This is a genomic window from Variovorax sp. 01N429 (genome assembly GCF_056399425.1).
This window is the reverse complement of record NZ_JBFTRG010000001.1, coordinates 383,566-406,169: the sequence shown is the minus strand read 5'-3', so window position 1 is coordinate 406,169 and position 22,604 is coordinate 383,566. Positions and strand designations below refer to the sequence as shown.

Here is a 22,604-nt window from a genome sequence, read left to right as displayed (position 1 = left end):
TCACCTCATCGGAGACCGTCATGCTGCATCCTCAAGCCAAGGCTTTCATCGATCTGCTGGCGAGCAAGGGCGTGCCGCCGACGCACACGCTGACGGTCGCGGACGCGCGCAAGTTCTACCGTGAGCGCCGTGCCATCACACAGCCTGCGCCGCCCGAGCTTGCCGAAGTACGGGATTTCAGCGGTGAAGGCCCGGGCGGGCCGATTCCGATGCGCCTCTACAGGCCGCTGGGCTCAAAGGCCGACCGCATGTTGCCGGTGCTCGTCTACTACCATGGCGGTGGATGGACGATCGGTGACCTCGAAACGCACGACACGCTGTGCCGCGAGTTGGCCAATCAGTCGCACTGCGCAGTCGTCGCGGTGGATTACCGGATGGGGCCGGAGCATCGCTTTCCGGCCGCCGTGGACGACGTGCTCGCCGCCACGCGATGGGTGCGCAAGGAAGCGGCGGCACTCGGCGTGGACGCCAGCCGTCTTGCAGTCGGCGGCGACAGTGCCGGCGGCAACCTGGCAGCGGTGGTTGCCATCGCTGCACGCGACGCGGGCGACCTGCCCATCGCATTTCAGTTGCTGATCTACCCGGCCACCGACATGCGGTGCGTCCATCCCTCGCACACCACCAATGGCCAGGGGTACGTGCTGACCAGCGACACGATTGCGTACTTTCATGACCACTACATCACCGACGCGAAAGACGATGCCGATTGGCGTGCCTCTCCGCTGCTGCACAAGGATCTTCGAGGACTGCCGCCAGCGCTGGTGCTCACGGCGGGCTACGACCCGTTGCGCGACGAGGGCGCGGCGTATGCCGAAGCGTTGACTGAAGCAGGCAATTCCGCCGTCTACGTCTGCTTTGAGCGGCAGATCCACGGCTTTGTCCTCATGGGAAAGATCCTCGATGAAGCGAACACAGCGGTCGCGCTCTGTGCGGCCGAGTTGCGCCGAGTGCTCCGGCCGTAAGGGAAAGTCCCCGCGCCGGTGAGCGCGCCGGGATTCGTGCCGCCGCTACGATCCGTCTCGAAGGATCAAAGGAGATGCCATTTGACCAGCGGGCAATCGACACCGGGCGCACCCAACGGCCACAGCGGCGGCGAGCGTCTCATGTGGCTCACGACGCATCGCGTGTTCTATGCCGGCCTGCTGGGCGCGGCCGCTGAGCGAAGCCTCGGCGGTCACGGAATCTACGTCGCACCCGCCCATGCGCCACTGCGGATCCGCATTGGCGGCGGCGCCTGGCAGAGCGGTGAACTGCTCGTGGTCCCGCCCCAGGTGCCGCACCAGGTCACGACCGACCAACGCCTGGTCCTCAATCTGCTGATCGAAGCCGAATCCGTCGACCCTTCGCGCTTGCCTGCTTTTTTGCAGCATTGCGGCCCGGTCGATGCGCCGGCCTTCGTGCTGCGGGTGCGCGAAGCGCACGCCCGGTTGCTCGCCGCTTCGGGCAGCGGCTGCTTCGACGAATTCGAGTTCGACGAACTCTTCTTCGATCAGCTGCTGGTGCCGCGAACCATGGATGCGCGCATTCGCACCGTCATCGATCGCATCAACGCCGACCCTGCAGCGCAGACTTCGGCAGAGCAATGCGCGGCGGGCGTGAAGCTGTCGTTCTCGCGCTTCCTGCATCTGTTCAAGCAAGAAACCGGCGTGACCTTTCGCGCTTTCCGTGCCTGGAAGCGAGCGCGCAGCCTGCTTCGCCATGTGCGCCAGGAAGGCACGCTGACCGATATCGCCCTCGATACGGGCTATCCGGATTCGACCCACTTCAGCCATTCGATACGGCAGGTGTATGGTCTTCGACCGAGCGACATCCTCGCCGGGTCACGGCGGCTCGCGGTGTACCAGTGAGGGCTTGACTAACCACTACGCCCAAGGGCAAAAGGGGGTCTCATGGCTGACAGCGACAAGGTGTTCGCGGGTTCCATCCCGATGTTCTACGACACGCTGATGGTGCCGCTGATCTTCCAGGCTTACGCGTCGGACACGGCGGAGCTTGTCGCCGGCTTTTCGCCCGCGGCGGTGCTCGAGACCGCAGCCGGCAGTGGCGTGGTCACGCGGGCGCTTGCGCCGAGACTCGGCGCCGATGCACGTTACGTGGTGACCGACCTCAACCACCCGATGCTGGACTACGCCGCGACTCGGCAGGGGTCGGACGGCCGAATCGAATGGCGACAGGCCGATGCGCTCCACCTGCCTTTCGAGGATGCCGCGTTCGACGTCGTTTGCTGCCAGTTCGGTGCGATGTTCTTTCCCGACCGCGTGGCCGGCTATGCCGAGGCGCGTCGCGTACTGAAGTCCGGCGGGCGCTTCGTCTTCAGCGTCTGGGACCGCATCGAAGAGAACGCCTTTGCCGATGAGGTCACCCAGGCAGCCGCTGCGGTGTTCCCTCACGACCCTCCGCGTTTCCTCGCCCGCACGCCGCATGGCTACCACGACGTCGCACTCATCCGCGACGAACTGGCCCGCGCAGGGTTCGCGCACATCGATATCGAGACGCACGAGAAGGTGAGTCACGCGCCGTCGGCACGCGACGCCGCCTCCGCCTACTGCCAGGGAACGCCGTTGCGCAATGAGATCGAGGCGCGCGATGCCAGCCTGCTTCAGCTGGTGACAGATCGCGCGGCCGAGATGATCGCCAGCCGGCATGGAGAAGGGGAAGTGGTCGGCAAGATCCAGGCGCATGTGATCGTGGCGGCGCTGTAGCGAGGTCACGCATTTCGGTGCGCAGGCGGCGGCGGACTACAGATGGATGCGCAAAGGTGAACCATGCTCCTGCGCATCTTCATTGCCTCCCATGAAACTGCTCCTTCGCGTCTACTCGGCGATCCATGCATTCATGGCTGTCCTGTTTGCCACGACAGCCTTGATGCTGATCGCGATCGCCACGCGGGTGACCTGGACGGCGTTTGCCGAAGGACTGGATCCCTCGGCGGCCGAGACCATCATCGAGGCCATGGGCCTGCTGGCGGCGGCGGTGGTCGCGTTGCAGATCTCCCAGACCATCGCCGAGGAAGAGGTCGTCCGCGACGCCCACATCAGCGCCCCGACCCGCGTGCGAAGGTTCCTTTCGCGCTTCATGGTCGTGATCGTGGTCGCAGTGGCGGTTGAAGGGCTGGTGGGGACCTTCAAGGCTCGGGAGGCGCCGGAACTCCTTCTCTACGCGGCCGCGACACTGTGCTCGGTCGGGGTGATCCTGATCGGTTGGGGCGTTTTCATCCGGCTCAACCGCTCGGCGGAAGAGCTGGAGCCCGAGGCCATGGCCGAAGCGAAAAAGGAAGACGAGAAGCTGAAGTAGCGGCTTTTGCGCTTTGCACAATGCATGCACAATTTGCGGCCCACTCTCGAGGAGACATGGATGACCAGCAAAAACACCATTTGTCTGTGGTACGACCGGGACGCCGTCGACGCCGCGAATTTCTACGCGCAAACATTTCCTGACAGTTCCGTGGGCGCCATCTATCGCGCGCCGGGCGACTACCCGGACGGCAAGGAAGGCAATGTGCTGATGGTCGAGTTCACTGTCGCCGGCATTCCCTGCATCGGCTTGAACGGCGGCCCGATGTTCAAGCACAACGAGGCGTTCTCTTTCCAGATCGCGACGGACGACCAGGCTGAGACCGATCGCCTGTGGAACGCGATCGTCAGCAATGGCGGCCAGGAGAGCGACTGCGGCTGGTGCAAGGACCGCTGGGGACTGTCATGGCAGATCACGCCGCGCGTCCTCATGGCGGCAATGGCCGACCCTGATCGCGCGGCGGCCAAGCGCGCTTTCGACGCGATGATGAAGATGCAAAAGATCGACGTCGCCGCGATCGAGGCGGCTTGGCGTGGTCACTGAATCACCTTGTCCGCCCGATTCAGCACGGCCTGCGGCACCTTGAAGCCGATGCGGTTCGCCGTCTTCAGGTTCACGATCAGCTCGAACTTCGTCGGCTGCTCGATCGGCAAGTCGGCGGGCTTGGCGCCCTTGAGTATTCGATCGACGTACCGAGCCCCGTCCTTGCCTTCATTGCCGTAGCCGGGCCCGTAGGCCATGAGGCAGCCGTTCTCGGCGTAGTCTCCACGCGCGCAGATCGAGGGCAGTCCGTTCTCGATGGCCAGTTCCGCAATCAGCTTCTGGTTGGAGTTGGCCACTGGGTTCAGCGTGACCCATACCGCATCGGCACGCGCCGCCACCGCTTGCTTGAACGCTGCCACGTAGCTTTCGGGGCTGCTGGTTTGCATCGAATAGAGCTGCAGGCCCAGCTTCTCCGCAGGCACCTGGCTTGCTTCCCACTGAGGAACGGAGCCCGGCGCGTCCGGGTCCCAGAGCACCGCCACCCGCACGATGCGCGGATCGGACTCCTTGAGAAGCTCCAGCCGCTTGCCCGTGAGGATGGCCGCCACGTTCGTGACGCCGGTGCTGTTGCCGCCGGGGCGTGCCAGGCTCTCGGCCAGTCCGGTGGCGACGGGGTCGGTCACGCCCATGAAAACGATCGGCACGGTCGAAGTCGTCCGCTTCGCCGCCTGCGCGGCGTTCGTCGTCACCGTGACCAGCACGTCGACCTTCATGCGCACCAGGTCGGCGGCGAGGGCGGGAAGGCGCTGCAGGTCCTGACTCTCGTGCCGGTAGTCGATCAGGATGTTCTGTCCTTCGACATAGCCGAGATTGCGGAGACCCTGGCGAAATGCCTCCAGGCGCGGCGCGTCCGCCGTCGCCGAAACGGCCGCCAGATAGCCAATGTGCGGCATCTTCTTCGTCTGCTGCGCTTGCGCGAAAGAACCAGCGAGCGCCAGCGCAGCGCAGAGAAGAAGTGAGCCCAACTTACTGCGCATCAGAAGTCTCCTCATCGACCGGCCCCCGCCGGGAAATGATTCTGCGCCACCGACTGTGCCGCGCGCGCGGTGGCGGGGTCGGCCAATAGGCCTACCCGTCCTGCCGTCTTCCCACTGTTGGATGGGCGATGTCCAATGGAATGGCCATGCCCATCCCGGATTCGTCCCCCGCTTCGCTCTCGGGCGAACTCGCGCCGGCGACCCCGGGCCGGCGCTTCACGATGTTTTCGCCGGCGTCGCGCGACATTCATCGCGGGCGTCTGTTTCGCAAGTACCTGCTGCTGATTTTTTCGCTGGTCAGCAGTGTGCTGCTGGCGTCGAGCGCGATCGGTCTTTACTTTTCGTATCAGGAGAGCAAGGCGGCCCTGGCCAGCGTGCAGCACGAAAAGGCCCTGGGTGCGGCTTCGCGGATCGCGCAGTATGTGGACCAGATTTCGCAGCAACTGGCGTACGCGTCGTTGGCGCAGCTCGATGCGTCGGACCTGGAATCGCGGCGCACGGAGTTCTGGCGTCTGATGCGGCAGGCACCCGAGGTGACCGACATTGCGCAGCTCGATCCAACGGGCCGCGAGCAGATCTCTGTATCGCGGCTGGGCATGGACGTCCTGGGTTCAGGCAAGGATCGGTCGCCGGAGGCGCCCTTCCGCGATGCCCTGGCGGACGCGACCTGGTTCGGGCCCGTGTACTTCAACCGCGACACCGAGCCCTACATGGCGGTCGCCATACGCGCCGGTGGCCAGAAGGGGCCGGTCACCGTGGCCGAGCTGAACCTCAAGTTCATCTGGGAAGTGGTCTCGCGCATCCAGATCGGCCAGAAAGGCAAGGCCTACGTCGTCGACAGCAATGGTCTGCTCGTGGCCGACCCTGACATCGGCCTGGTGCTGCGCAAGACCCGTCTTTCGTCCTTGCCGCACGTGCAGGCGGCCGCGGCCGATGTTGCACAGAAAGAAGAAGCGATGGTCTCGCGCGATCTTCAAGGCGCGACGGTGTTGACTTCGGTGGCGCCAATCCCGTCATTGGGCTGGAAGGTCTTCGTCGAACAACCGATTGGCGAGGTGTACGCCAAGCTGAACGCATCGATCCTGCGCACTGCCTTGCTGCTGCTGGCCGGCCTGGCGATTTCCGCGCTGGCCGCATCGGCGTTGGCTCGAAGCATGGTGCAGCCGATTCGCACGCTCGCAAGGGGCGCGCGCCGCATCGGCCAGGGGGACTTGAACCAGAAGATCGTCGTGGACACAGGCGACGAACTCGAAGGGCTCGCGCAGCAGTTCAATCGCATGTCGGCGCAGCTGCGCGAGTCGTACGGCGAACTCGAACGCAAAGTCGAGCAGCGCACTGCCGAACTGACCGCGTCGCTCGAATACCAGACCGCCACGGCGGAGATCCTCAGGGTCATCAGCCGATCGCCGACGGATCTGCAACCCGTGCTGTGGGCGGTTGCCGAGCGCTCGGCGGTGCTCTGCAGGGCGCATGGCTGCAGGGTGTGGCTGCCCGAAGGCGACCACCTGCGGTCGATGACGGGCTACCAGGGCGTCAACGATGGCACTGCCACCGGCCGCGACGAAATCCTGCCGCAGACCCGCGGGTCCGTGGTGGGGCGCGCATTTGTCGAACGGCGCACAGTGCATGTCGACGACGTTTCGAAGCTCGTGCATTCCGAATACCCGGAGTCGCGAGATCCTCAATCGCGCCACCAATTTCGCACCGTGCTCGGTGTTCCGATGGTGCGAGAGGGTGCCTCCTTCGGCATCATCGCGGTGGTGCGACGAGAGGTACGGCCGTTTTCGGATGCGGAGATTCGGCTCGTGGAAACCTTTGCCGACCAGGCGGTGATCGCCATCCAGAATGCGCGCCTCTTCCAGGAGATCGAGGACAAGAGCCGCCAACTGCAGATTGCCAACCAGCACAAGTCGGAATTCCTCGCCAACATGTCGCACGAGTTGCGCACGCCCTTGAACGCGATCATCGGTTTCTCCGAAGTGCTGACCGAGCGGATGTGCGGCGAACTCAACGACAAGCAGATGGAGTATTTGAGGGACATCCACTCGTCGGGCCAGCACCTGCTGACCTTGATCAATGACGTGCTGGATCTCTCGAAGGTCGAAGCGGGCCGCATGGAGCTCGACCTCAGTTGCTTCGACTTCGGCTCGCTGCTCGAAAACGCGTTGACGCTCGTGCGCGAGCACGCCCAGCGCAATGGCCTTTCGATTGCACTGGACGTCGGGGAGGGCCTGAGCGAGTGGATCGCCGATGCGCGCAAGGTCAAGCAGATCGTGGTCAATCTGTTGTCGAACGCGGTGAAGTTCACGCCAGCCGGTGGACACGTGAGCCTGACGGCGCGGCGCATGGAAGGCTTCGACGGCGCAGTGGTCGAGCTGAGCGTGGCGGACACCGGCGTGGGCATCGCACCCGAAGACCAGGCTGTGGTGTTCGATGAGTTCAGGCAGGTCGGCGCCGACTATCTGCGCAAGGCGGAGGGCACCGGCCTGGGCTTGTCGCTCGCCCGTCGGTTCGCGGAATTGCACGGCGGGACCCTCACGGTCCAAAGCCGCATCGGAGAAGGTTCGACCTTCACGCTGGTTCTGCCGCTGCAGCTACTGGAGACTGTGGAATGAGCGCGCACATCCTCGTCGTCGACGACCTGGCGACCAACGTCAGGCTGCTCTCGGACATCCTCACCGCCCGCGGCTATCGCACCAGCACCGCCGCATCGGGCGAAGAAGCGCTGGCCCGCATCGCCGCCGACGCGCCGGACCTCGTGCTGCTCGACGTGATGATGCCGGGCATGAACGGCTACGACGTCTGTCGCGCCATTCGCGCCGATCCGGCGCTTGGCGTCCTGCCCGTGGTGTTGGTGACGGCGCTGAATCCGGAGCAGGAGCGCATGAACGGCCTGAACGCCGGCGCTGACGATTTCCTCGGCAAGCCCATCAACCAGGCGGAGCTGCTGGCTCGCGTGCGATCGCTCTTGCGCGTGAAGACCCTGTACGACGAGGTGCAGCGGCAGAGGGCCGAACTGCAGGCATGGAACACCACGCTGGAGCAGCGCGTCGCCGAAAGCGTGCGGCAGCTCGACCGCGTGGGGCAACTCAAGCGCTTCTTCTCGCCGCAGTTGGCGGAGGCCATTCTTGCCGGCGGTGCCGACGATCCGCTGAAGAGCCATCGGCGCGAGATCACGGTGGTGTTTCTTGATTTGCGCGGTTTCACCGCTTTCACCGAGACTGCGGACCCTGAAGAAGTGATGGCGGTCCTTGCGCAGTACCACGCCGCGATGGGGCGCCTGGTGCTTGCGCACGAGGGCACTCTGGAGCGCTTCTCCGGCGACGGGATGATGATCTTCTTCAACGATCCTCAGCCGGTTGCCGATGCACCCGTGCGCGCATTGCGCATGGCGTTGCAGATGCAGCAGGAACTGGCCGTGCTGAGCGTGCAGTGGCGCCGGCGCGGGTACGACCTGCACATGGGCATCGGCATTGCACAGGGCTTCGCGACGCTCGGCGGCATCGGCTTCGATGGGCGAATCGACTACGGCGCGATCGGCACGGTGACCAATCTTGCGGCGCGGCTGTGCTCGGAGGCCGCGGCCGGGGAAATCCTCATCTCGCAACGCGTGCAAGGCGTGTTGCACGAGATGTCCCCGAACCCCGACTGGTCGACCGAGCAGGCGGGCGAACTCGAACTCAAGGGCTTTCAGCGCAAGGTGCCCGCTTGGCGGGTGCTGCCCGGCGCGTGATCACTGCGCCGGGGCCTCGTCGTCTCGCGCCTCGTCACTCTTCCACGAAGGCTTCTTCCCGCTTGGCCTTGATCGATGGCAGCAGGACGATCCCCAGCAGCAGGCAGGCTGCCGCCAGCAGCCCGGCGGACAAGGGCCGCGTGATGAACACGCTCCAGTCGCCGCGCGACAGCAGCAGCGCGCGCCGCAGGTTCTCTTCCATCATCGGCCCCAGGATGAAGCCCAGCAGCAGTGGGGCCGGCTCGGTGCGCAGCTTGAGGAAGAGATAGCCGATGAACCCGAAGGCCGCCACCATCCACACGTCGAAGGTGTTGTTGTTGGTCGAGTAAACGCCAATCGCGCAGAACAGCACGATCGCCGGGAACAGGAACTTGTAAGGCACCGTCAGCAGCTTGATCCACATGCCGATGAGCGGCAGATTCAGGATGATCAGCATCGCATTTCCGATCCACATCGAGGCGATCAGGCCCCAGAAGAGCTCGGGGTTGCTGGTCATCACCTGCGGGCCGGGCTGGATGTTGTGGATGGTCATGGCGCCGACCATCAGCGCCATCACGGCGTTGGGCGGAATGCCCAGCGTGAGCAGCGGAATGAAGGAAGTCTGCGCGCCGGCGTTGTTGGCCGACTCCGGCGCGGCCACACCGCGGATGTTGCCCTTGCCAAAAGGCACTTCGCCGGGTTTGCCGCGCATCTTTTTTTCGAGCGCATACGAAGCGAATGACGCCAGCAACGCACCGCCGCCGGGCAGGATGCCAAGCGCCGAACCCAGGGCGGTGCCGCGCAATACAGCGGGCGCCATGTCCTTGAAGTCCTGCTTGGTGGGCCACAGGCCCTTGACCTCGGACGTGAACACTTCGCGTTCGTCATCAGGCTGCGAAAGATTGCCGATGATTTCGCCATAGCCGAAGACACCCATGGCAATCACCACGAAGCCGATGCCGTCGGTCAGTTCGGGGATGTCGAAGCTGAAGCGTGCGACGCCCGAGTTCACGTCGGTGCCGACGATGCCGAGCAGCAGCCCCAGCACGATCATCGCGACTGCCTTGAGCAGCGAACCCGAAGCCAGCACCACGGCGCCGATCAGGCCCAGCACCATCAGCGAGAAGTACTCGGCCGGGCCGAACTTGAAGGCCAGCTCGGTCAGCGGCGGCGCGAAGGCCGCCAGGATCAGCGTGCCGACACAGCCTGCAAAGAACGAGCCCAGTCCCGCGGCGGCAAGTGCCGGACCCGCGCGACCTTGCCGCGCCATCTGGTAGCCGTCGATACAGGTCACTACTGAAGATGATTCGCCCGGCAGGTTGACCAGGATCGCGGTGGTCGATCCGCCGTATTGCGCGCCGTAGTAGATGCCGGCCAGCATGATCAGCGCCGACACGGGCGGCAGCGCGTAGGTCGCCGGCAACAGCATCGCGATGGTCGCGACCGGCCCGATCCCCGGCAGCACGCCAATCAGCGTGCCCAGGATGCAGCCGACGAGGCAATAGAGCAGGTTGGTGAGGGTGAACGCAACGCCGAAGCCGGTTGCAAGGTTTTGAATCAGATCCATGGTGGTCTCCTCAGCCCGAAACGAAGGTGGGCCAGACCTGGATCTGCAGCTTGAGCGCCCAAATGAAGGCGATGTAGCTGCCCACGGCAAGGATGGTCGAAAGAACGAGCACGTCGCGCAACTTGAAATGCGCGCCTGCGAGGCTGGAGATGATGGTCAGCGCGTAGATCGCGAGGATCATTCCCATGGCGGGTACGCCGATGCTGGGCAGTCCGCCGAGCAGCACGCCGAACGCGAGATTGGCCGCCAGCACGAAGAAGAGCGGCTTCCACGCCCACTTGCCGATGGGGTCGCCGTCGACCGTCTCGACCACCAGCGACTGGAACATCACCGCCGCGCCGAGGACTGCCAGCAGGATTCCGAGCATGAGGGGAAAGTAGCCGGGCCCCATCCGGGCGCCGTTGCCGACGGTGTAGGAGGTCGCGCCAATGGCGAAGGCCGCTCCTATGGCTGTGAACATGACTCCTGAAAAGAAGTCTGCCTGACTCTTGACGCGCATGTCTCGCTCCTCGGTTTTGTGGAGCGAGGGTCGTCCCGCGTGCCTGACTCCTGGCTGACCAGGGCTGTACGGACTTCCACGTACCAGCCGGCCACCCAGGCGCTCAGCCGCCTCGGCGGAGCGGCTTCAGCAGACCCTTGAGGCCGTTGTGATCGATCTCGTGCATCAGCGCCAGGAGCCTGCCGATCTCGCCCTTGGGAAAGCCCTCGCGGGCGAACCAGGTGAGATAGTTGCCGGGCAGGTCCGCGATCACCCGGCCCTTGTACTTGCCGAAGGGCATCTCCAGCGTGACGAGTCGTTCGAGGTCTTCAGGGCTCATCTTTGCGCCTCGTGCCGATGCTGTTCCAATTCACCATGTCTTTCAATTCCCTGGGACTCGATCCCGCCCTGGTGCGTGCCGCCACCGACAAGGGCTATGCGGCGCCCACGGCCATTCAACTCGAAGCCATTCCGCCCATCCTGCAGGGGCGCGACCTGCTGGGCGCGGCTCGCACCGGCTCCGGCAAGACCGCGGCATTCTCGCTGCCCCTGCTCCAGCGGCTCGCCGCCGAGCCGCGCCAGACGCCCCGGCGGCTGCGCGCGTTGATTCTGGTGCCCACGCGCGAGCTGGCTGCACAGGTGGGCGAATCCATGCGCGGCCTCGCGCAGCACCTGCCCGTGCCGCTGAAGATTGCGGTCGCCTTCGGCGGCGTGTCGATCAACCCGCAGATGATGGCGCTGCGCGGCGGCGCCGACATCATGATCGCCACGCCGGGGCGCTTGCTCGATCTCATCGATCATCGCGCGCTCAGGCTGTCGACGGTGTCGACGCTGGTGCTCGACGAAGCCGATCGCCTGTTCGATCTTGGCTTCGCCGAAGAGCTGAATCGCATCCTCGCGCTGTTGCCCGAACGGCGCCAGAACCTGCTTTTCTCGGCGACCTTTCCGCAGGCGATCCAGTCGCTGGCTGAAGCGTTGCTGCGCAATCCGGTCCGCGTGGAGGTCGCCTCCGAAGCGGCGGAGGAACCCACGATCCAGCAGCGCGCGATCGAAGTCGACGCCAGCCGGCGCACGCAGTTGTTGCGGCAACTGATCGAAAAGAGTGGATGGCCGCGCGTGCTGGTCTTCGTTGCCACCAAGCATGCTTCGGAGATCGTCGCCGACAAGCTGCGCAAGGCGGGCGTCGACGCCGAGCCTTTTCATGGCTTGCTGAGCCAGGGCAAGCGCACGCAGGTGCTGACCGACTTCAAGGCTTCGAAGGTGAAGGCGGTCATTGCCACCGATCTCGCGGCCCGTGGCATCGACGTGGTCCAGTTGCCGGTCGTCGTGAACTACGACCTGCCGCGCTCGGCTGTCGACTACGTCCACCGCATCGGACGCACGGGCCGCGCCGGGGCGAGCGGGCTGGCCGTGAGCTTCGTCAGCGCCGACACTGAGGCGCACTTCCGGCTCATCGAAAAGCGCCAGGGCCTGAACGTGCCGCGCGAGCGGGTCGCAGGCTTCGAGCCCGTGGAGACGGCGACGCCGGCCGCACCCGCTTCGAATTCGGGCGGCATCAAGGGAAAGCGGCCGAGCAAAAAGGACAAGCTGCGCGCCGCCGCGCGCTGAATTCCACTCGCGCGTCGCCGTTTCGCTCAACCCTGCGGCGGCTTCTTCGCGATGCCCATCGTCTTGGCGAGGATGCCGAGCATGACCTCGTCCGCACCACCACCGATCGAGGCCAGTCGACCGTCGCGATACAGGCGCGACACCCGGTTTTCCCAGGTGAAGCCCATGCCGCCCCAGAACTGCAGGCAGGTGTCCGCCACCTCTCGGGTGAGCCGGCCGCATTTGAGCTTGGCCATCGACGCGAGTTCGGTCACGTCCTGGCCCTGCACGTGCAGATCGCAGGCGCGATAGGTGAGCGCCCGCAGCGCCTCGACCTCGGTCTTGAGTTCGGCCAGCTTGAACTGCACCCACTGCTGGTCGGCCAGCGTGCCCCCGAACAGCTTTCGCTGCTGCGCCCATTCGATGGTCTGGGCGATGCAATCGTCCAGCGGTTCCAGCGAGCTGGCGGCGCACCACAGGCGCTCTTCCTGGAACTGCTGCATCTGGTAGACGAAGCCCTGGCCTTCCTCGCCGATGCGATTGCTTTGCGGCACGCGCACGTTGTCGAAATAGATGAGCCCGGTGTCGCTCGAATGCATGCCGATCTTGCGGATCTTCCGGGCTTTCTCGATGCCGGGGCTGTCCATCGGAACCATCACGAGCGATTTGTTCCGATGCACCGGCCCATCGCCGGTGTTGACCAGCATGCACATCCAGTCGGCTTGCAGGCTGTTGGTGATCCACATCTTCTGGCCGGTGATCAGGTAGTCGCCGCCGTCCTTGCGTGCATGCGTCTTCAGGCCGGCGACGTCGCTGCCGGCCCCGGGCTCGCTGACGCCGATGCAGCCCACCGTTTCGCCTGCGATGGCCGGCGCCAGGAATTCGCGCCGCAGTGCGTCGCTGCCGAAGCGGGCGAGCGCGGGCGTGCACATGTCGGTCTGCACGCCGATGGCCATCGGCACGCCGCCGCAGCTCACGTGGCCCAAGGCCTCGGCCATTGCCATCGCGTACGAATAGTCGAGTCCCGAGCCGCCGTACGCCTCCGGCTTGTTGAGGCCGAGCAGCCCGAGCGCCGCCAGCTTCCTGAAGATCTCGTGCGCCGGAAAGCTCTCGGCCTCTTCCCATTCATCGACGTGCGGATTGATCTCCTCGTCAATGAAACGGCGCATCGTCCTCTGGATTTCGAGATGCTCGTGCGTGTATTGCATGGCGCAGACTGTAGGCGGCGACCGGAAAGGCTGCTTGCGGGAAGTGGCTACCGGATGAGCCCGGGGCCGCGGCAGGCTCAGCGCTGCGGCCGGATCCGGTAGAGCGCGTTGTTGCGGTCCGCGCTCACGTAGATGGTGCCGTCGCTGCCGACTGCGACGCCGGTCGGCACATAGGGCGGCGGCATGCCCGGGCCGCCTTCGAGGCCGATCGGCAGTCCTTCGGCGACCGTGCGGCGCGTGCCGCTCACAGGGTCGATCTCGACGAGCCGCCGCGCCGCGCTTTCCGCCACGATGAAGCTGCCCCACGGCGTCTGCGCCACGCCTTCGGGCATGGCCAAGCCTTCGGCGATGGTGCGCAGCGGCGCGCTCGCGTCCAGGGGAATGCGCGTCAGCTTGCCCGCGGCCTCCGTGACGTAGAGCGCACCGTCCTTGCCGACGATCATCTGGACCGGCCCGCCAAGGCCGCTGGCGATGACTTCCTTGTTCTCGAACTTCGGGCCGCTCGCGCGCGTCACGCTGCCGGTGGCAAGTTCGGCGTAGATCACGCTGCCGTCGGGCATCGGTATGGCGTCGTAAGGTGCTTTCAGTGCGTGCACGACGGCGGTGGTCTTCAGTGTCTTCCGATCCACCAACTGCACCGTGCCCGTGAACCATGACGCGAGTGCGAAGTGCGTCGCCGAAAGGCCCACCGCAAACGGATACTCCAGATCCGGATCGCGCTGCATGCGGAAGACGTCGCGCACAGCGCCGGTGCTGGCATCCACTTGGCGGAAACCGAAGACATCGGCCACCCAGAGATCGTTGCCGTCGATCTTCATGCCGGCCGGCACCGCGAGCCTGCCGCCAGTCAGCAGCCGCAGTTCGCCCGTGTCGGGATTGAAAGCCTGGACCGAGTTGTCCGCCATGTTCGAGACATAGATGGTCCCGTCCGGCGCGATCGCCAAGTTGTCAAGCGACGGCTTGAGCTGCTTGGCGACGGTCTTGCGTCCAGTGGCCAGATCCACGCGCACCAGTTCGCCGCTGCGCGCATCGACCACCCACAGGTTGCCCTTGCCGTCGAGATTGGCGGCGGCGGGGATCTTGAATCCGTCGGCGATCACCGTCATCGCGCCATTGGCCGGATCGATCCTCACGACCTGGCCCTTGAACCACAGCGGGCCGTAGAGCATGCCGTCCGGCCCCACCTCGAAGCCGTTGAAGCCGCCCATGTCCTTCTTGATGAGGCGGGGCGGCTTCTGACCCGTCCGGTCGATCTCCCATAGGGCGTCGCCCAGGAAGACCTGCGAGGCATAGAGCTTGCCGTTACGCCGGTCGAAGTCGAGCGAGTTGAGTCCGGGCAGGTCCTTCGCGACCACCCGCATCGGCGCGTTGTCGTTCTCGCGCATGCGCAACATGCCCATCAGGTAGTTGGTCCAGGCGAGTTCGCCGTTGGGGCCGACCGCGATGTCGTCGGCCTGCCCTTCGACGCTCTTGATGAAGACGCTCGCGGTGCCGGTCTTCCGGTCGACTTCCCACATCGTGTTGCCGACGACGGAGCCGGCAAGCAAGCGGCCCTGCTTGTCGATGGCGAGCCCGTGCACGCCCGAAAACGCTGAAGGCGCCACGATCGCCTCGGGCGCGGCCCACGCGGCGGGCTTCGTTGTCAATGCGGCGGAGGCATTGGCGGGCGGCGATGCAGGCGGTGCCGTGGTGCAGGCACTGAGAACGAGAAGGAAGGCCGACGCCAGGACCGCGCTGCCGATGTCTTGTTTCATGTCGTCTCCTCAGGCTTGGAACCGCTTGCGTGTCAAACCCAGTGCGATCCAGAAGGCGGCCACGGTGTACGCCATCAGCACGAGCGCGTGCCGCCACCAGTCCGGCGGCCACTGGTCCATGAAAAGCGGCCGCACCAGCATCACCGCATTCGTCAGGGGCAGCCACGCGGCAACCGCGCGCACGGCATCGGGCAGTTGGTCCAGCGGAAAGAACACGCCCGACAGGAACATCATCGGCGTCATGAAGAGCGTGAAGTAGTAGGTGAAGAAGTCGTACCCCTTCGCCAGCGCATTGAAGATCAGCGCAATGCACGAAAAGGTGATGCCCGCACCCGCCAGCACGAACCACGCGATGATCAGCTTGGGGCTGTGGCTGATGCCCAGGGCCAGCATCACAAACATGATCGCCGTGGTCGTGAAGATCGCCTTGAAGGCAGCCCAGAGCATCTCGGCCAGCACCACGTCATCGAGCCCCACCGGCGCGTTCATGATGCCGTCCCACGTCTTCTGGACGTGCATGCGCGAAAACGCGGAGTAGAGCGCCTCGAACGAGGCCGCGTTCATCGCACTCATGCAGATGGAGCCGCTCGCCAGAAACAGGATGTAGGGGATGCGCGTGCCGTCGACCTCGACCTTGCCGACCAGCGCCCCCATGCCGTACCCGAAAGCCACCAGCCAGATCAGCGGTTCGGCGATGTTGCCGATCAGGCTCGGGATCGCGAGCTTGCGCCACACCAGCAGGTTGCGCAGAAACACTGGCCACCAGCGCATCGAGAGTTCGGGCGGGCGCCACACCGACACCGCCGGCGCCTCGGCGATTGGCGAAGTCGTATCCATCTGCATGCTCATCGTTGCCCCTTCTTGCAGGCTCTTCAGCCGTCTTCGCGTATTTGGCGGCCGGTCAGTTTGAGGAACAAGTCTTCCAGATTGGCAGGCCGATGAAAGGTTCGCAAGCCGCTGCGATCGCCGAGCGCAGCCATCAGCCCGCGCGCATCCTGCGTATAGAAGAACACCGTCTCGCCGCTGACTTCCACGCGCGCGGCATAGTCCTTGAGCGGCGACCGCGCCAGTTCGAGCGCGCCGTTGCCGTACAACTCGACAACGTCCGGCTCGAGGTATTGAGCGATCAGGTCGCGCGGACGGCCTTCCGCGATCTTGCGGCCATGGTCCAGCACGAGCAAGCGCGAACACAGCCGCTCGGCCTCATCCATGAAGTGCGTGGTCAGCAGGATCGACTTGCCCTGCTGAAGCAGGACCTGGAGCCTTTCCCACATCAGGTGGCGCGCCTGCGGATCGAGCCCCGTCGTCGGCTCGTCGAGCATCAACAGCTTCGGATCGTTGACCAGCGCACGGGCCAGGGAGAGGCGGCGCCGCATCCCGCCGGACAGTTCGCCGGGCTTGGCGTCTGCCTTGTGCGAGAGCGCCGCGAACTCCAGCAGCTGCGGGATGCGCGGCGTGATCTCCGCGCGCCGCATGCCGAAATAGCGCGCGTAGACCATCAGGTTTTCGGCGCAGCTGAAATCGGGGTCGAGCGTATCGAACTGGCTCACCACGCCCAACTGAGCCTTGATGGCCCGCCCGTCGCGCGGCATCGAAAGCCCGCCCAACCCTTCGATCGTTCCGTGGTCCGGCGCGGTGAGACCGAGGCACATGCGGATCGTGGTCGTCTTGCCCGCGCCGTTCGGGCCGATCACGCCGAGGCACTCTCCGGGCGCGATCTCGAAGGAGAGGTCGTCCACCACGGTCGTCGTTCCGTAGCGTTTATGGAGGTTGCGGGCCTGAAAGAGGGGGGCGGGCGGGGTCGGCACCGGGGCATTGTGGCGCATCGGAGGCTGGCATGGCGCCCGGCTTCAGAGGCGAAGACCGTCGAACTCGGCCTTCATCCAGTCGATGAAGGCGCGCGTCCGGGCGGGCAGCAGCCGCGCATTCGGATAGATCACGCTCACTGGCCGGGGCGGCGGCTCGAACGCCGTCAAGACCAACTCCAGGCGGCCCTGCGCCACCATCGGCAGCACCTGATAGGAGAAAAAGTTGCCGAAGCCCACCCCTGCTGCGCAGGCTTCCACAGCCGGCGCGATGTGATTGAACTCCAGGTTTCCACGGGTCGCGATCGACAGCGGCCGCCCGTCTTCGCGAAACATCCATGGGCCGACCGTGGACGGATGGATGCGCACGCAATTCGCATCTCGCAGTTCGCGCGGATGCATCGGTGTGCCGTGACGACGCAAGAAGTCCGGGCTTGCAACCACCACGCGGCGAATGCTGCCGAGTTGCTGCGCCACGAGCGACGAATCCTCGAGCTTGCTGATGCGTATGCCGACGTCGACGCCTTCTTCGAGCAGGTTCACGGACCGATCCTGGAGCAGTACGCTGCAGCGCATCTTGTCGTAGCGCTGGAGAAAGCGCACCACGGCCGGCGAAACGTACATGTGCCCGAACATCACGGGCGCGGTGATCGTGAGCAGCCCTGCCGGCTCCGTCGCATCCAGCGTGAGTGAACGATCGGCCGCATCGGCTGCGGCGAGCACCTCTCGGACGCTTTGCAGATAGCTGCGGCCTTCTTCGGTGAGCGAGATGCGTCGCGTGGTGCGGTGGAAGAGCCGTACGCCAAGATGAGCTTCCAGCGCTGCAAGCGAACGCACCACCGCCGGCAGCGAAGTGCCCAGCGATTCGGCGGCCTTCGTGAGACTGCCCTGGTCGGCGATCTGCACGAAGGTCTGCATGGCTTTGAGTCGGTCCATGGGGCGATTAGATCCCATGGGTTCGATTGATCCGAAATTCGCAGCAGTTAACTGCGTTGCGCGCCATTACTCCTGCGCCAGGAGCAAATCAGAATGAAGGCGTTGCAACAGGTCCGCAAGGATTCGCAAGGAGAAAGCGCATGTCTTCAACCCCGACCCGCCCAGCAGATCAAGCTCTAAAGCCATCGGAGAGGACTCGCGTCATGACCGCCGCATCGGCTGCTGCGTCGGCTTGGCATGAAGGCGAACAGGCGATGCAGGCGCGCGCGGGCGCGCTGGAGCGCATGGCCATGTTCGGCACGCGCGTTCTTCGCGACTACATGCCCGACCAGCATCGGACTTTCTTTGCGCAACTGCCCTTCCTGATTGCAGGCAGCCTCGACGGCACCAAGCAGCCGTGGGCCAGCGTGCTGGCTGCGCCAGCGGGGTTTGCGCATTCGCCGGATGAGCATCACTTGCGAATCGACGCGCATGCGGATGCGGGCGATCCGTTCTCGGATGGGCTGGTGCGTGGCGCTCAGATTGCGCTCTTGGGCATTGAGCCGCACACCGGGCGACGCAATCGGATGAATGGGGTGGTGGAGGAGATGGATGCAAGTGGCTTCACTGTTGCCGTGCTGCAGAGCTTCGGCAACTGCCCGAAGTACATCCAGGCGCGCGAGCCTTTGCTCGTCGGTGAGTCGCGCACGGGGTTGCCTGTACGGCGCATCGATGTCCTGGACGCCGCCGCCCGCCGCATGATGGCGAATGCCGACACGTTCTTCATCGCGACAGCGCATCCCTCAGCCGGTGACGGCGCGACATCGCACGGCGTCGATGTATCGCATCGCGGCGGACGGCCGGGGTTCGTGCGCGTGTCTGACGATGGCGCGCTGACGGTGCCGGACTTCATCGGCAATTCGTTCTTCAACACGCTCGGCAATATCGCGGTGAACCCGCGCGCGGGCTTGTTGTTCATCGACTTCGACACTGGCGATCTGCTTCAGCTGGCGGTGACGGCCGAGGTGATCTGGGACGGTCCTGAGCTTGCCGCTTTCGAAGGTGCCGAACGCCTTTTGCGCATGCGAGTGGTCGCTGCGATCCATCGGCCGGCCGCCTTGCCGCTGCGTTGGGGGCCGGCGCAGTTGTCGCCCTTTCTCGCCGGCACCGGAAATTGGCCGCAGGCGTCGTGAGCCGTCCGGTCAGTGGAAGCAAGGAATGCGCGCGTTCACGGAGGGCTGGTAGTCCCAGCCGCGCTCGTGCAGCCCATTGGTCGCGAGGCCACGTGACAGCAGCGCCTGAAGGCCCGCCGCTGCGGCAGTGCAGGCGAGCGATTGGCCGGGACACGCGTGCTTGCCATAACCAAAGCCCAGCGTCTGCCGACGGGCCCGCATCAGTTCGAAAGTCGCTGGCGCGGGATTGAGCGCGGGATCCCGATTCGCCGCCCCCAGCACCAGCAGAACCGCATCGCCCGCTGCGAGTTCGGTGCCTGCAATCACGGCGTCTTGCGCGACGAAGCGGCGCGTGTTCTGAACGGACGGATCGTGGCGCGCAACTTCTTCGACCAACGCAGGCAGCAATTCCCAGCGTGAACCGAGCGTGCGGCGCAGGTTCGGCTCGCGTGCCAGCGCGGCCAGGCTGTTGCCCAGCAAGCCCGCCGTCGCTTCGCAGGTTTGCGACAGCAGGCCGATGAGATTGGCGCGAAGCACTTTCGTGCAGCGCTCCGGTGCCTCGGTCTGCACAGCCGCGAGCAGGCTGCCGCCGCGCGCCGGGGCGGCCGCAGCGTGCTGCTCGAATCGCGCCATCAAAGCCACCGCCGCATCGCTGGCGGCGTCGAGTCGAGCCTGCGTCGACAGCGGCGACAGGCAGGCTACGAAGTCCCGCATCCAACGCGATATTGCCGGCAAAGCTTCGTCAGCGAAACCCAGAAGATGCGCCACGGCGCTGACCGGGAACGCGAAGCAGAAATCGCCGAGCGTTTCATCCGCCAGCTTTTCAGCGACCCGCAATGCATCGGCATGCGCCGCGGCGAGATCGAGCCGAGCCAACGCACGTTGCAGCACCGGCTTGTGAGCCGCGTGCAACTCGCCGTCATTCATACGGACGAGCTGGCCGAACACCTCGCCCGCCGGCGTTCCGGCGATCGCATTGGGCACGGGTTCACCGATGGGCCGCACACGCAAGGCATCGCTCGACAGCAGTTCGCGCACGACGTCGGCACGGCTCGCAACCCACAGTCGCAGGCCTTCGTCGCGGACCAGCGCGGGGCCGCTGCGAAGCGTGGCGTACCACGGATACGGATTGGGGTGCGTGACGGCCGCGATGGCGTCTGTGGGTGAGGCGAGATGGTTCATGCGGCAAGTGTGGTGCTTTTCAAGCGATCACACTTCGCTTACGATCGAAGTATGGACGCAACCGCCGACTCCCATCTCGCCCGGCTCGCAGGCGCCATCGCCGAGCCGGCCCGCTCCCGCATGCTGTGCTGCCTGATGGATGGCCACGCGCGCACCGCGACCGAACTCGCCGCCGTCGCCGAAGTTGCGGCATCGACCGCCAGCGCCCATCTGGCGCGCCTCAAGGAGCAGCGGCTTGTCGAATCGGTTGCGCAAGGCAAGCACCGGTATTTCCGGCTGGCCGGCAGCGAGGTGGCTGCCGTGCTCGAAAGCCTGCTGGTGGTTGCCGGCGTCACGCGCAGCGAGTTCAGGCCGACAACGCCGAGCCGGCTTCGCTCGGCGCGCACTTGCTACGACCACATGGCCGGTGCCGTGGGCGTGGCACTGCACGATCACTTGCACAGCCAAGGCTGGCTGAAGGCTTCGTCGGACGGTGCGGGCCGGTCGTATGACCTCACGCAGAAAGGCATGGCCGCACTCGAGGCGCTCGGGGTCGACGTCGAAGCGGCGCGCGCCAGGCGCAGGCGGTTTGCTTGCGCGTGCCTCGACTGGAGCGAACGCCGCCCGCATCTTGGTGGCGCGTTGGCAGCGTCCTTGCTGCAGCTTTCATTGGAGCGCGGCTGGGTCCGCCAGGATCTGGACAGCCGCGCGCTGGCGGTCACGCCGCGTGCGCGCCGGGAAGCGCCGGCACTGTTCGGCCAAGCGGGCGCCGCGCCGGCCGGCTACTGAAACGCCACTTCCGCAAAGCTGCGCAGCTTGCGGCTGTGCAGCCGGCTCGATCCTTCCTTGCGCAGGACGTCGATGGCCGCCATGCCGATGCGCAGGTGTTGCTCCACGCGCTCGCGATAGAACTGGTTTGCCATTCCAGGCAGCTTGATCTCGCCATGCAGGGGCTTGTCGCTCACGCACAGCAGCGTGCCGTAGGGCACACGAAAGCGGAAGCCGTTGGCCGCGATGGTTGCGCTTTCCATGTCGAGCGCGACCGCGCGGCTCTGGCTGAAGCGGCGCTGGGGCTGGTTGCCCGGCAGCAACTCCCAGTTTCGGTTGTCGGTGCTTGCGACGGTCCCCGTGCGCATGATCTTCTTGAGCTCGGTGCCTTGCGTGCCTGTGACCTCGGCCACCGCCTTTTCGAGAGCGAGCTGGATTTCCGACAGCGCCGGGATGGGCACCCACAGTGGAAGCTCCTCGTCCAGCACATGGTCTTCGCGAACGTACGCATGCGCGAGCACGTAGTCGCCAAGCCGCTGCCCCTGACGCAGCCCCGCGCAGTGGCCGAGCATCACCCATGCGTGCGGACGCAGCACCGCGACGTGATCGGTGATGGTCTTGGCGTTGGCCGGCCCGACGCCGATGTTGACCATCGTGATGCCGGTGCAGTCCTCACGCACCAAGTGGTAGGCAGGCATCTGCGGCAGGCGGGCCGGCGACGTGCCCTGCGTCCCGTCGAGCAGTTCGCCGTACACACGGCTTGACCCAGCCGCCATCCCGCGGCGGCGCGTGACCACGTTGCCCGGCTCGATGAAGGCGACGTACTCGCTCTTCTCATCAGTCATCGCCTCATGTCCGAGCCGCACGAATTCGTCGATGTAGAACTGGTAGTTGGTGAACAGCACGAAGTTCTGGAACCATTCCGGCGCCGTGCCGCTGTAGTGGCGCAGGCGATGCAGCGAATAGTCGACCCGCGCCGCCGTGAAGAGCGACAGCGGCTGAGCCTCTCCAGGCTTGGCCTCGAAGGTGCCGTTCGCGATGCCGTCGTCCATTGCGCCCAGGTCCGGCAGGTCGAAGACATCGCGCATCAGCGCACGACGCTCCGCGCTCATCGTGCCTTCGATGTGATCGTTCTCAGCAAACGAAAAGTGAATCGGAATCGGCTGCGTGCTCGTGCCGATCTCGAGCTCCACCTGATGGTTCTCCAGCAGCAGCCTGAACTGCTCCCGGTAATACCGCAAAAACAGATCCGGCCGCGTCAGCGTCGTCTCGTAGCGCCCCGGCCCCGACACAAACCCGTAGCTCAACCCCGCATTGGCGACCGGCGTGCGCCGCGACACCGTGTGCGTATGGATCCGCACAAACGGATAACAAGCACGAACCCGCCCCGGCAGGCTTTCCCCAGCCACAAACCGCTGCATCGCATCCCGAAGGTGCTGCAACCCCCCGTCATAAATCAGCCGAACCTGCTCCAGGGCAGCATCAGCATCGGTAAAACGCGCAGGAGCAATAAACGCAGGCATATAAGGCATGCAACATTGTGGCCCACCATCAAGTCACGCAGCCACCAGCAAAAATGGCCGGCGCAGCCCGGCCAAATTCGCGAACACCGCGGAACTGGCTTCGCCAGGCCGCTGGTGTTGCCCCCGGTAGGGGGTTGGCG

Annotated in this window: 21 protein-coding genes; 10 read left to right on the top strand and 11 right to left on the bottom strand. The window is 65.4% G+C overall.

All coding sequences use genetic code 11. From position 1 onward, the window contains the following. Positions 1 to 20: 20 nt before the first annotated feature. From AC1DSF_RS01935 to AC1DSF_RS01915, 5 genes are all read left to right on the top strand, one after another. Entirely contained in the window at positions 21 to 962 is a 942-nt protein-coding gene (locus AC1DSF_RS01935; protein ID WP_478125026.1) for an alpha/beta hydrolase, read from the top strand. A 141-nt stretch (positions 963 to 1,103) separates the two neighbouring features. Next, a complete protein-coding gene (locus tag AC1DSF_RS01930) occupies positions 1,104 to 1,847 on the top strand; it encodes a helix-turn-helix domain-containing protein (RefSeq protein WP_478125284.1) in 744 nt (247 codons plus the stop codon). Positions 1,848 to 1,889: 42 nt separating this feature from the next. Next, positions 1,890 to 2,702 (top strand): class I SAM-dependent methyltransferase, encoded by an 813-nt coding sequence (locus AC1DSF_RS01925; RefSeq protein ID WP_478125025.1) that lies wholly within the window; start codon positions 1,890 to 1,892, stop codon positions 2,700 to 2,702. Between the two features lie 91 nt (positions 2,703 to 2,793). Continuing rightward, positions 2,794 to 3,294, top strand: coding sequence for a hypothetical protein (locus AC1DSF_RS01920; RefSeq protein ID WP_478125024.1), 501 nt, complete (start codon positions 2,794 to 2,796; stop codon positions 3,292 to 3,294). A gap of 60 nt (positions 3,295 to 3,354) precedes the next feature. Further along, the gene (locus AC1DSF_RS01915; protein WP_478125023.1) at positions 3,355 to 3,837 is read left to right on the top strand and encodes a VOC family protein; all 483 of its coding nucleotides are present in this window, start codon (positions 3,355 to 3,357) and stop codon (positions 3,835 to 3,837) included. Here AC1DSF_RS01915 and AC1DSF_RS01910 read toward each other — a convergent pair. After that, complete coding sequence (locus AC1DSF_RS01910) at positions 3,831 to 4,814, bottom strand: ABC transporter substrate-binding protein (protein WP_478125022.1); 984 nt, start codon at positions 4,812 to 4,814, stop codon at positions 3,831 to 3,833. The genes AC1DSF_RS01915 and AC1DSF_RS01910 overlap by 7 nt on opposite strands. Positions 4,815 to 4,960: 146 nt before the next feature. Between AC1DSF_RS01910 and AC1DSF_RS01905 the strand changes: the two genes are divergently transcribed. Both AC1DSF_RS01905 and AC1DSF_RS01900 read left to right on the top strand, forming a co-directional pair. After that, positions 4,961 to 7,429 (top strand): sensor histidine kinase, encoded by a 2,469-nt coding sequence (locus AC1DSF_RS01905; protein WP_478125021.1) that lies wholly within the window; start codon positions 4,961 to 4,963, stop codon positions 7,427 to 7,429. Next, positions 7,426 to 8,547: an adenylate/guanylate cyclase domain-containing protein gene (locus AC1DSF_RS01900; RefSeq protein ID WP_478125020.1), complete on the top strand. Its 1,122-nt coding sequence runs from the start codon at positions 7,426 to 7,428 to the stop codon at positions 8,545 to 8,547. Before AC1DSF_RS01905 ends, AC1DSF_RS01900 begins: the two co-directional genes overlap by 4 nt. A 34-nt stretch (positions 8,548 to 8,581) precedes the next feature. Here the strand turns inward: AC1DSF_RS01900 and AC1DSF_RS01895 are convergent, their stop codons facing one another. From AC1DSF_RS01895 to AC1DSF_RS01885, 3 genes are all read right to left on the bottom strand, one after another. Further along, entirely contained in the window at positions 8,582 to 10,093 is a 1,512-nt protein-coding gene (locus AC1DSF_RS01895) for a tripartite tricarboxylate transporter permease (protein ID WP_478125019.1), read from the bottom strand. Positions 10,094 to 10,103: 10 nt separating this feature from the next. Beyond that, positions 10,104 to 10,592: a tripartite tricarboxylate transporter TctB family protein gene (locus AC1DSF_RS01890; protein ID WP_478125018.1), complete on the bottom strand. Its 489-nt coding sequence runs from the start codon at positions 10,590 to 10,592 to the stop codon at positions 10,104 to 10,106. A gap of 103 nt (positions 10,593 to 10,695) precedes the next feature. Then, positions 10,696 to 10,911 (bottom strand): DUF3820 family protein, encoded by a 216-nt coding sequence (locus AC1DSF_RS01885; RefSeq protein ID WP_478125017.1) that lies wholly within the window; start codon positions 10,909 to 10,911, stop codon positions 10,696 to 10,698. Positions 10,912 to 10,946: 35 nt separating this feature from the next. On the opposite strand from AC1DSF_RS01885, the gene AC1DSF_RS01880 reads away from it, so the two are divergent. Then, the gene (locus tag AC1DSF_RS01880; protein ID WP_478125016.1) at positions 10,947 to 12,179 is read left to right on the top strand and encodes a DEAD/DEAH box helicase; all 1,233 of its coding nucleotides are present in this window, start codon (positions 10,947 to 10,949) and stop codon (positions 12,177 to 12,179) included. Between the two features lie 26 nt (positions 12,180 to 12,205). Here the strand turns inward: AC1DSF_RS01880 and AC1DSF_RS01875 are convergent, their stop codons facing one another. The 5 genes from AC1DSF_RS01875 to AC1DSF_RS01855 form a co-directional block, all read right to left on the bottom strand. Then, on the bottom strand, positions 12,206 to 13,366 hold the full coding sequence (locus tag AC1DSF_RS01875) for an acyl-CoA dehydrogenase family protein (RefSeq protein ID WP_478125015.1): 1,161 nt from the start codon (positions 13,364 to 13,366) through the stop codon (positions 12,206 to 12,208). A 77-nt stretch (positions 13,367 to 13,443) separates the two neighbouring features. Next, complete coding sequence (locus AC1DSF_RS01870) at positions 13,444 to 15,120, bottom strand: Vgb family protein (RefSeq protein ID WP_478125014.1); 1,677 nt, start codon at positions 15,118 to 15,120, stop codon at positions 13,444 to 13,446. 9 nt (positions 15,121 to 15,129) lie between these two features. Further along, on the bottom strand, positions 15,130 to 15,963 hold the full coding sequence (locus AC1DSF_RS01865; RefSeq protein WP_478125283.1) for an ABC transporter permease: 834 nt from the start codon (positions 15,961 to 15,963) through the stop codon (positions 15,130 to 15,132). Between the two features lie 29 nt (positions 15,964 to 15,992). Then, positions 15,993 to 16,946, bottom strand: coding sequence for an ATP-binding cassette domain-containing protein (locus tag AC1DSF_RS01860; RefSeq protein WP_478125013.1), 954 nt, complete (start codon positions 16,944 to 16,946; stop codon positions 15,993 to 15,995). 24 nt (positions 16,947 to 16,970) lie between these two features. Further along, positions 16,971 to 17,861 (bottom strand): LysR family transcriptional regulator, encoded by an 891-nt coding sequence (locus tag AC1DSF_RS01855; protein ID WP_478125012.1) that lies wholly within the window; start codon positions 17,859 to 17,861, stop codon positions 16,971 to 16,973. A 203-nt stretch (positions 17,862 to 18,064) separates the two neighbouring features. Here AC1DSF_RS01855 and AC1DSF_RS01850 point away from each other — a divergent pair, with 203 nt between their 5' ends. Beyond that, on the top strand, positions 18,065 to 19,033 hold the full coding sequence (locus AC1DSF_RS01850; RefSeq protein ID WP_478125011.1) for a pyridoxamine 5'-phosphate oxidase family protein: 969 nt from the start codon (positions 18,065 to 18,067) through the stop codon (positions 19,031 to 19,033). A gap of 9 nt (positions 19,034 to 19,042) precedes the next feature. Here AC1DSF_RS01850 and AC1DSF_RS01845 read toward each other — a convergent pair whose 3' ends face one another. Then, positions 19,043 to 20,194 (bottom strand): cytochrome P450, encoded by a 1,152-nt coding sequence (locus tag AC1DSF_RS01845; RefSeq protein WP_478125010.1) that lies wholly within the window; start codon positions 20,192 to 20,194, stop codon positions 19,043 to 19,045. Positions 20,195 to 20,245: 51 nt separating this feature from the next. Here AC1DSF_RS01845 and AC1DSF_RS01840 point away from each other — a divergent pair, with 51 nt between their 5' ends. Further along, positions 20,246 to 20,962, top strand: coding sequence for an ArsR/SmtB family transcription factor (locus tag AC1DSF_RS01840; protein WP_478125009.1), 717 nt, complete (start codon positions 20,246 to 20,248; stop codon positions 20,960 to 20,962). Here the strand turns inward: AC1DSF_RS01840 and AC1DSF_RS01835 are convergent. After that, the gene (locus tag AC1DSF_RS01835; protein ID WP_478125008.1) at positions 20,956 to 22,473 is read right to left on the bottom strand and encodes an AMP nucleosidase; all 1,518 of its coding nucleotides are present in this window, start codon (positions 22,471 to 22,473) and stop codon (positions 20,956 to 20,958) included. The two genes, AC1DSF_RS01840 and AC1DSF_RS01835, sit on opposite strands and share 7 nt — an antisense overlap. Between the last annotated feature and the right edge of the window lie 131 nt (positions 22,474 to 22,604).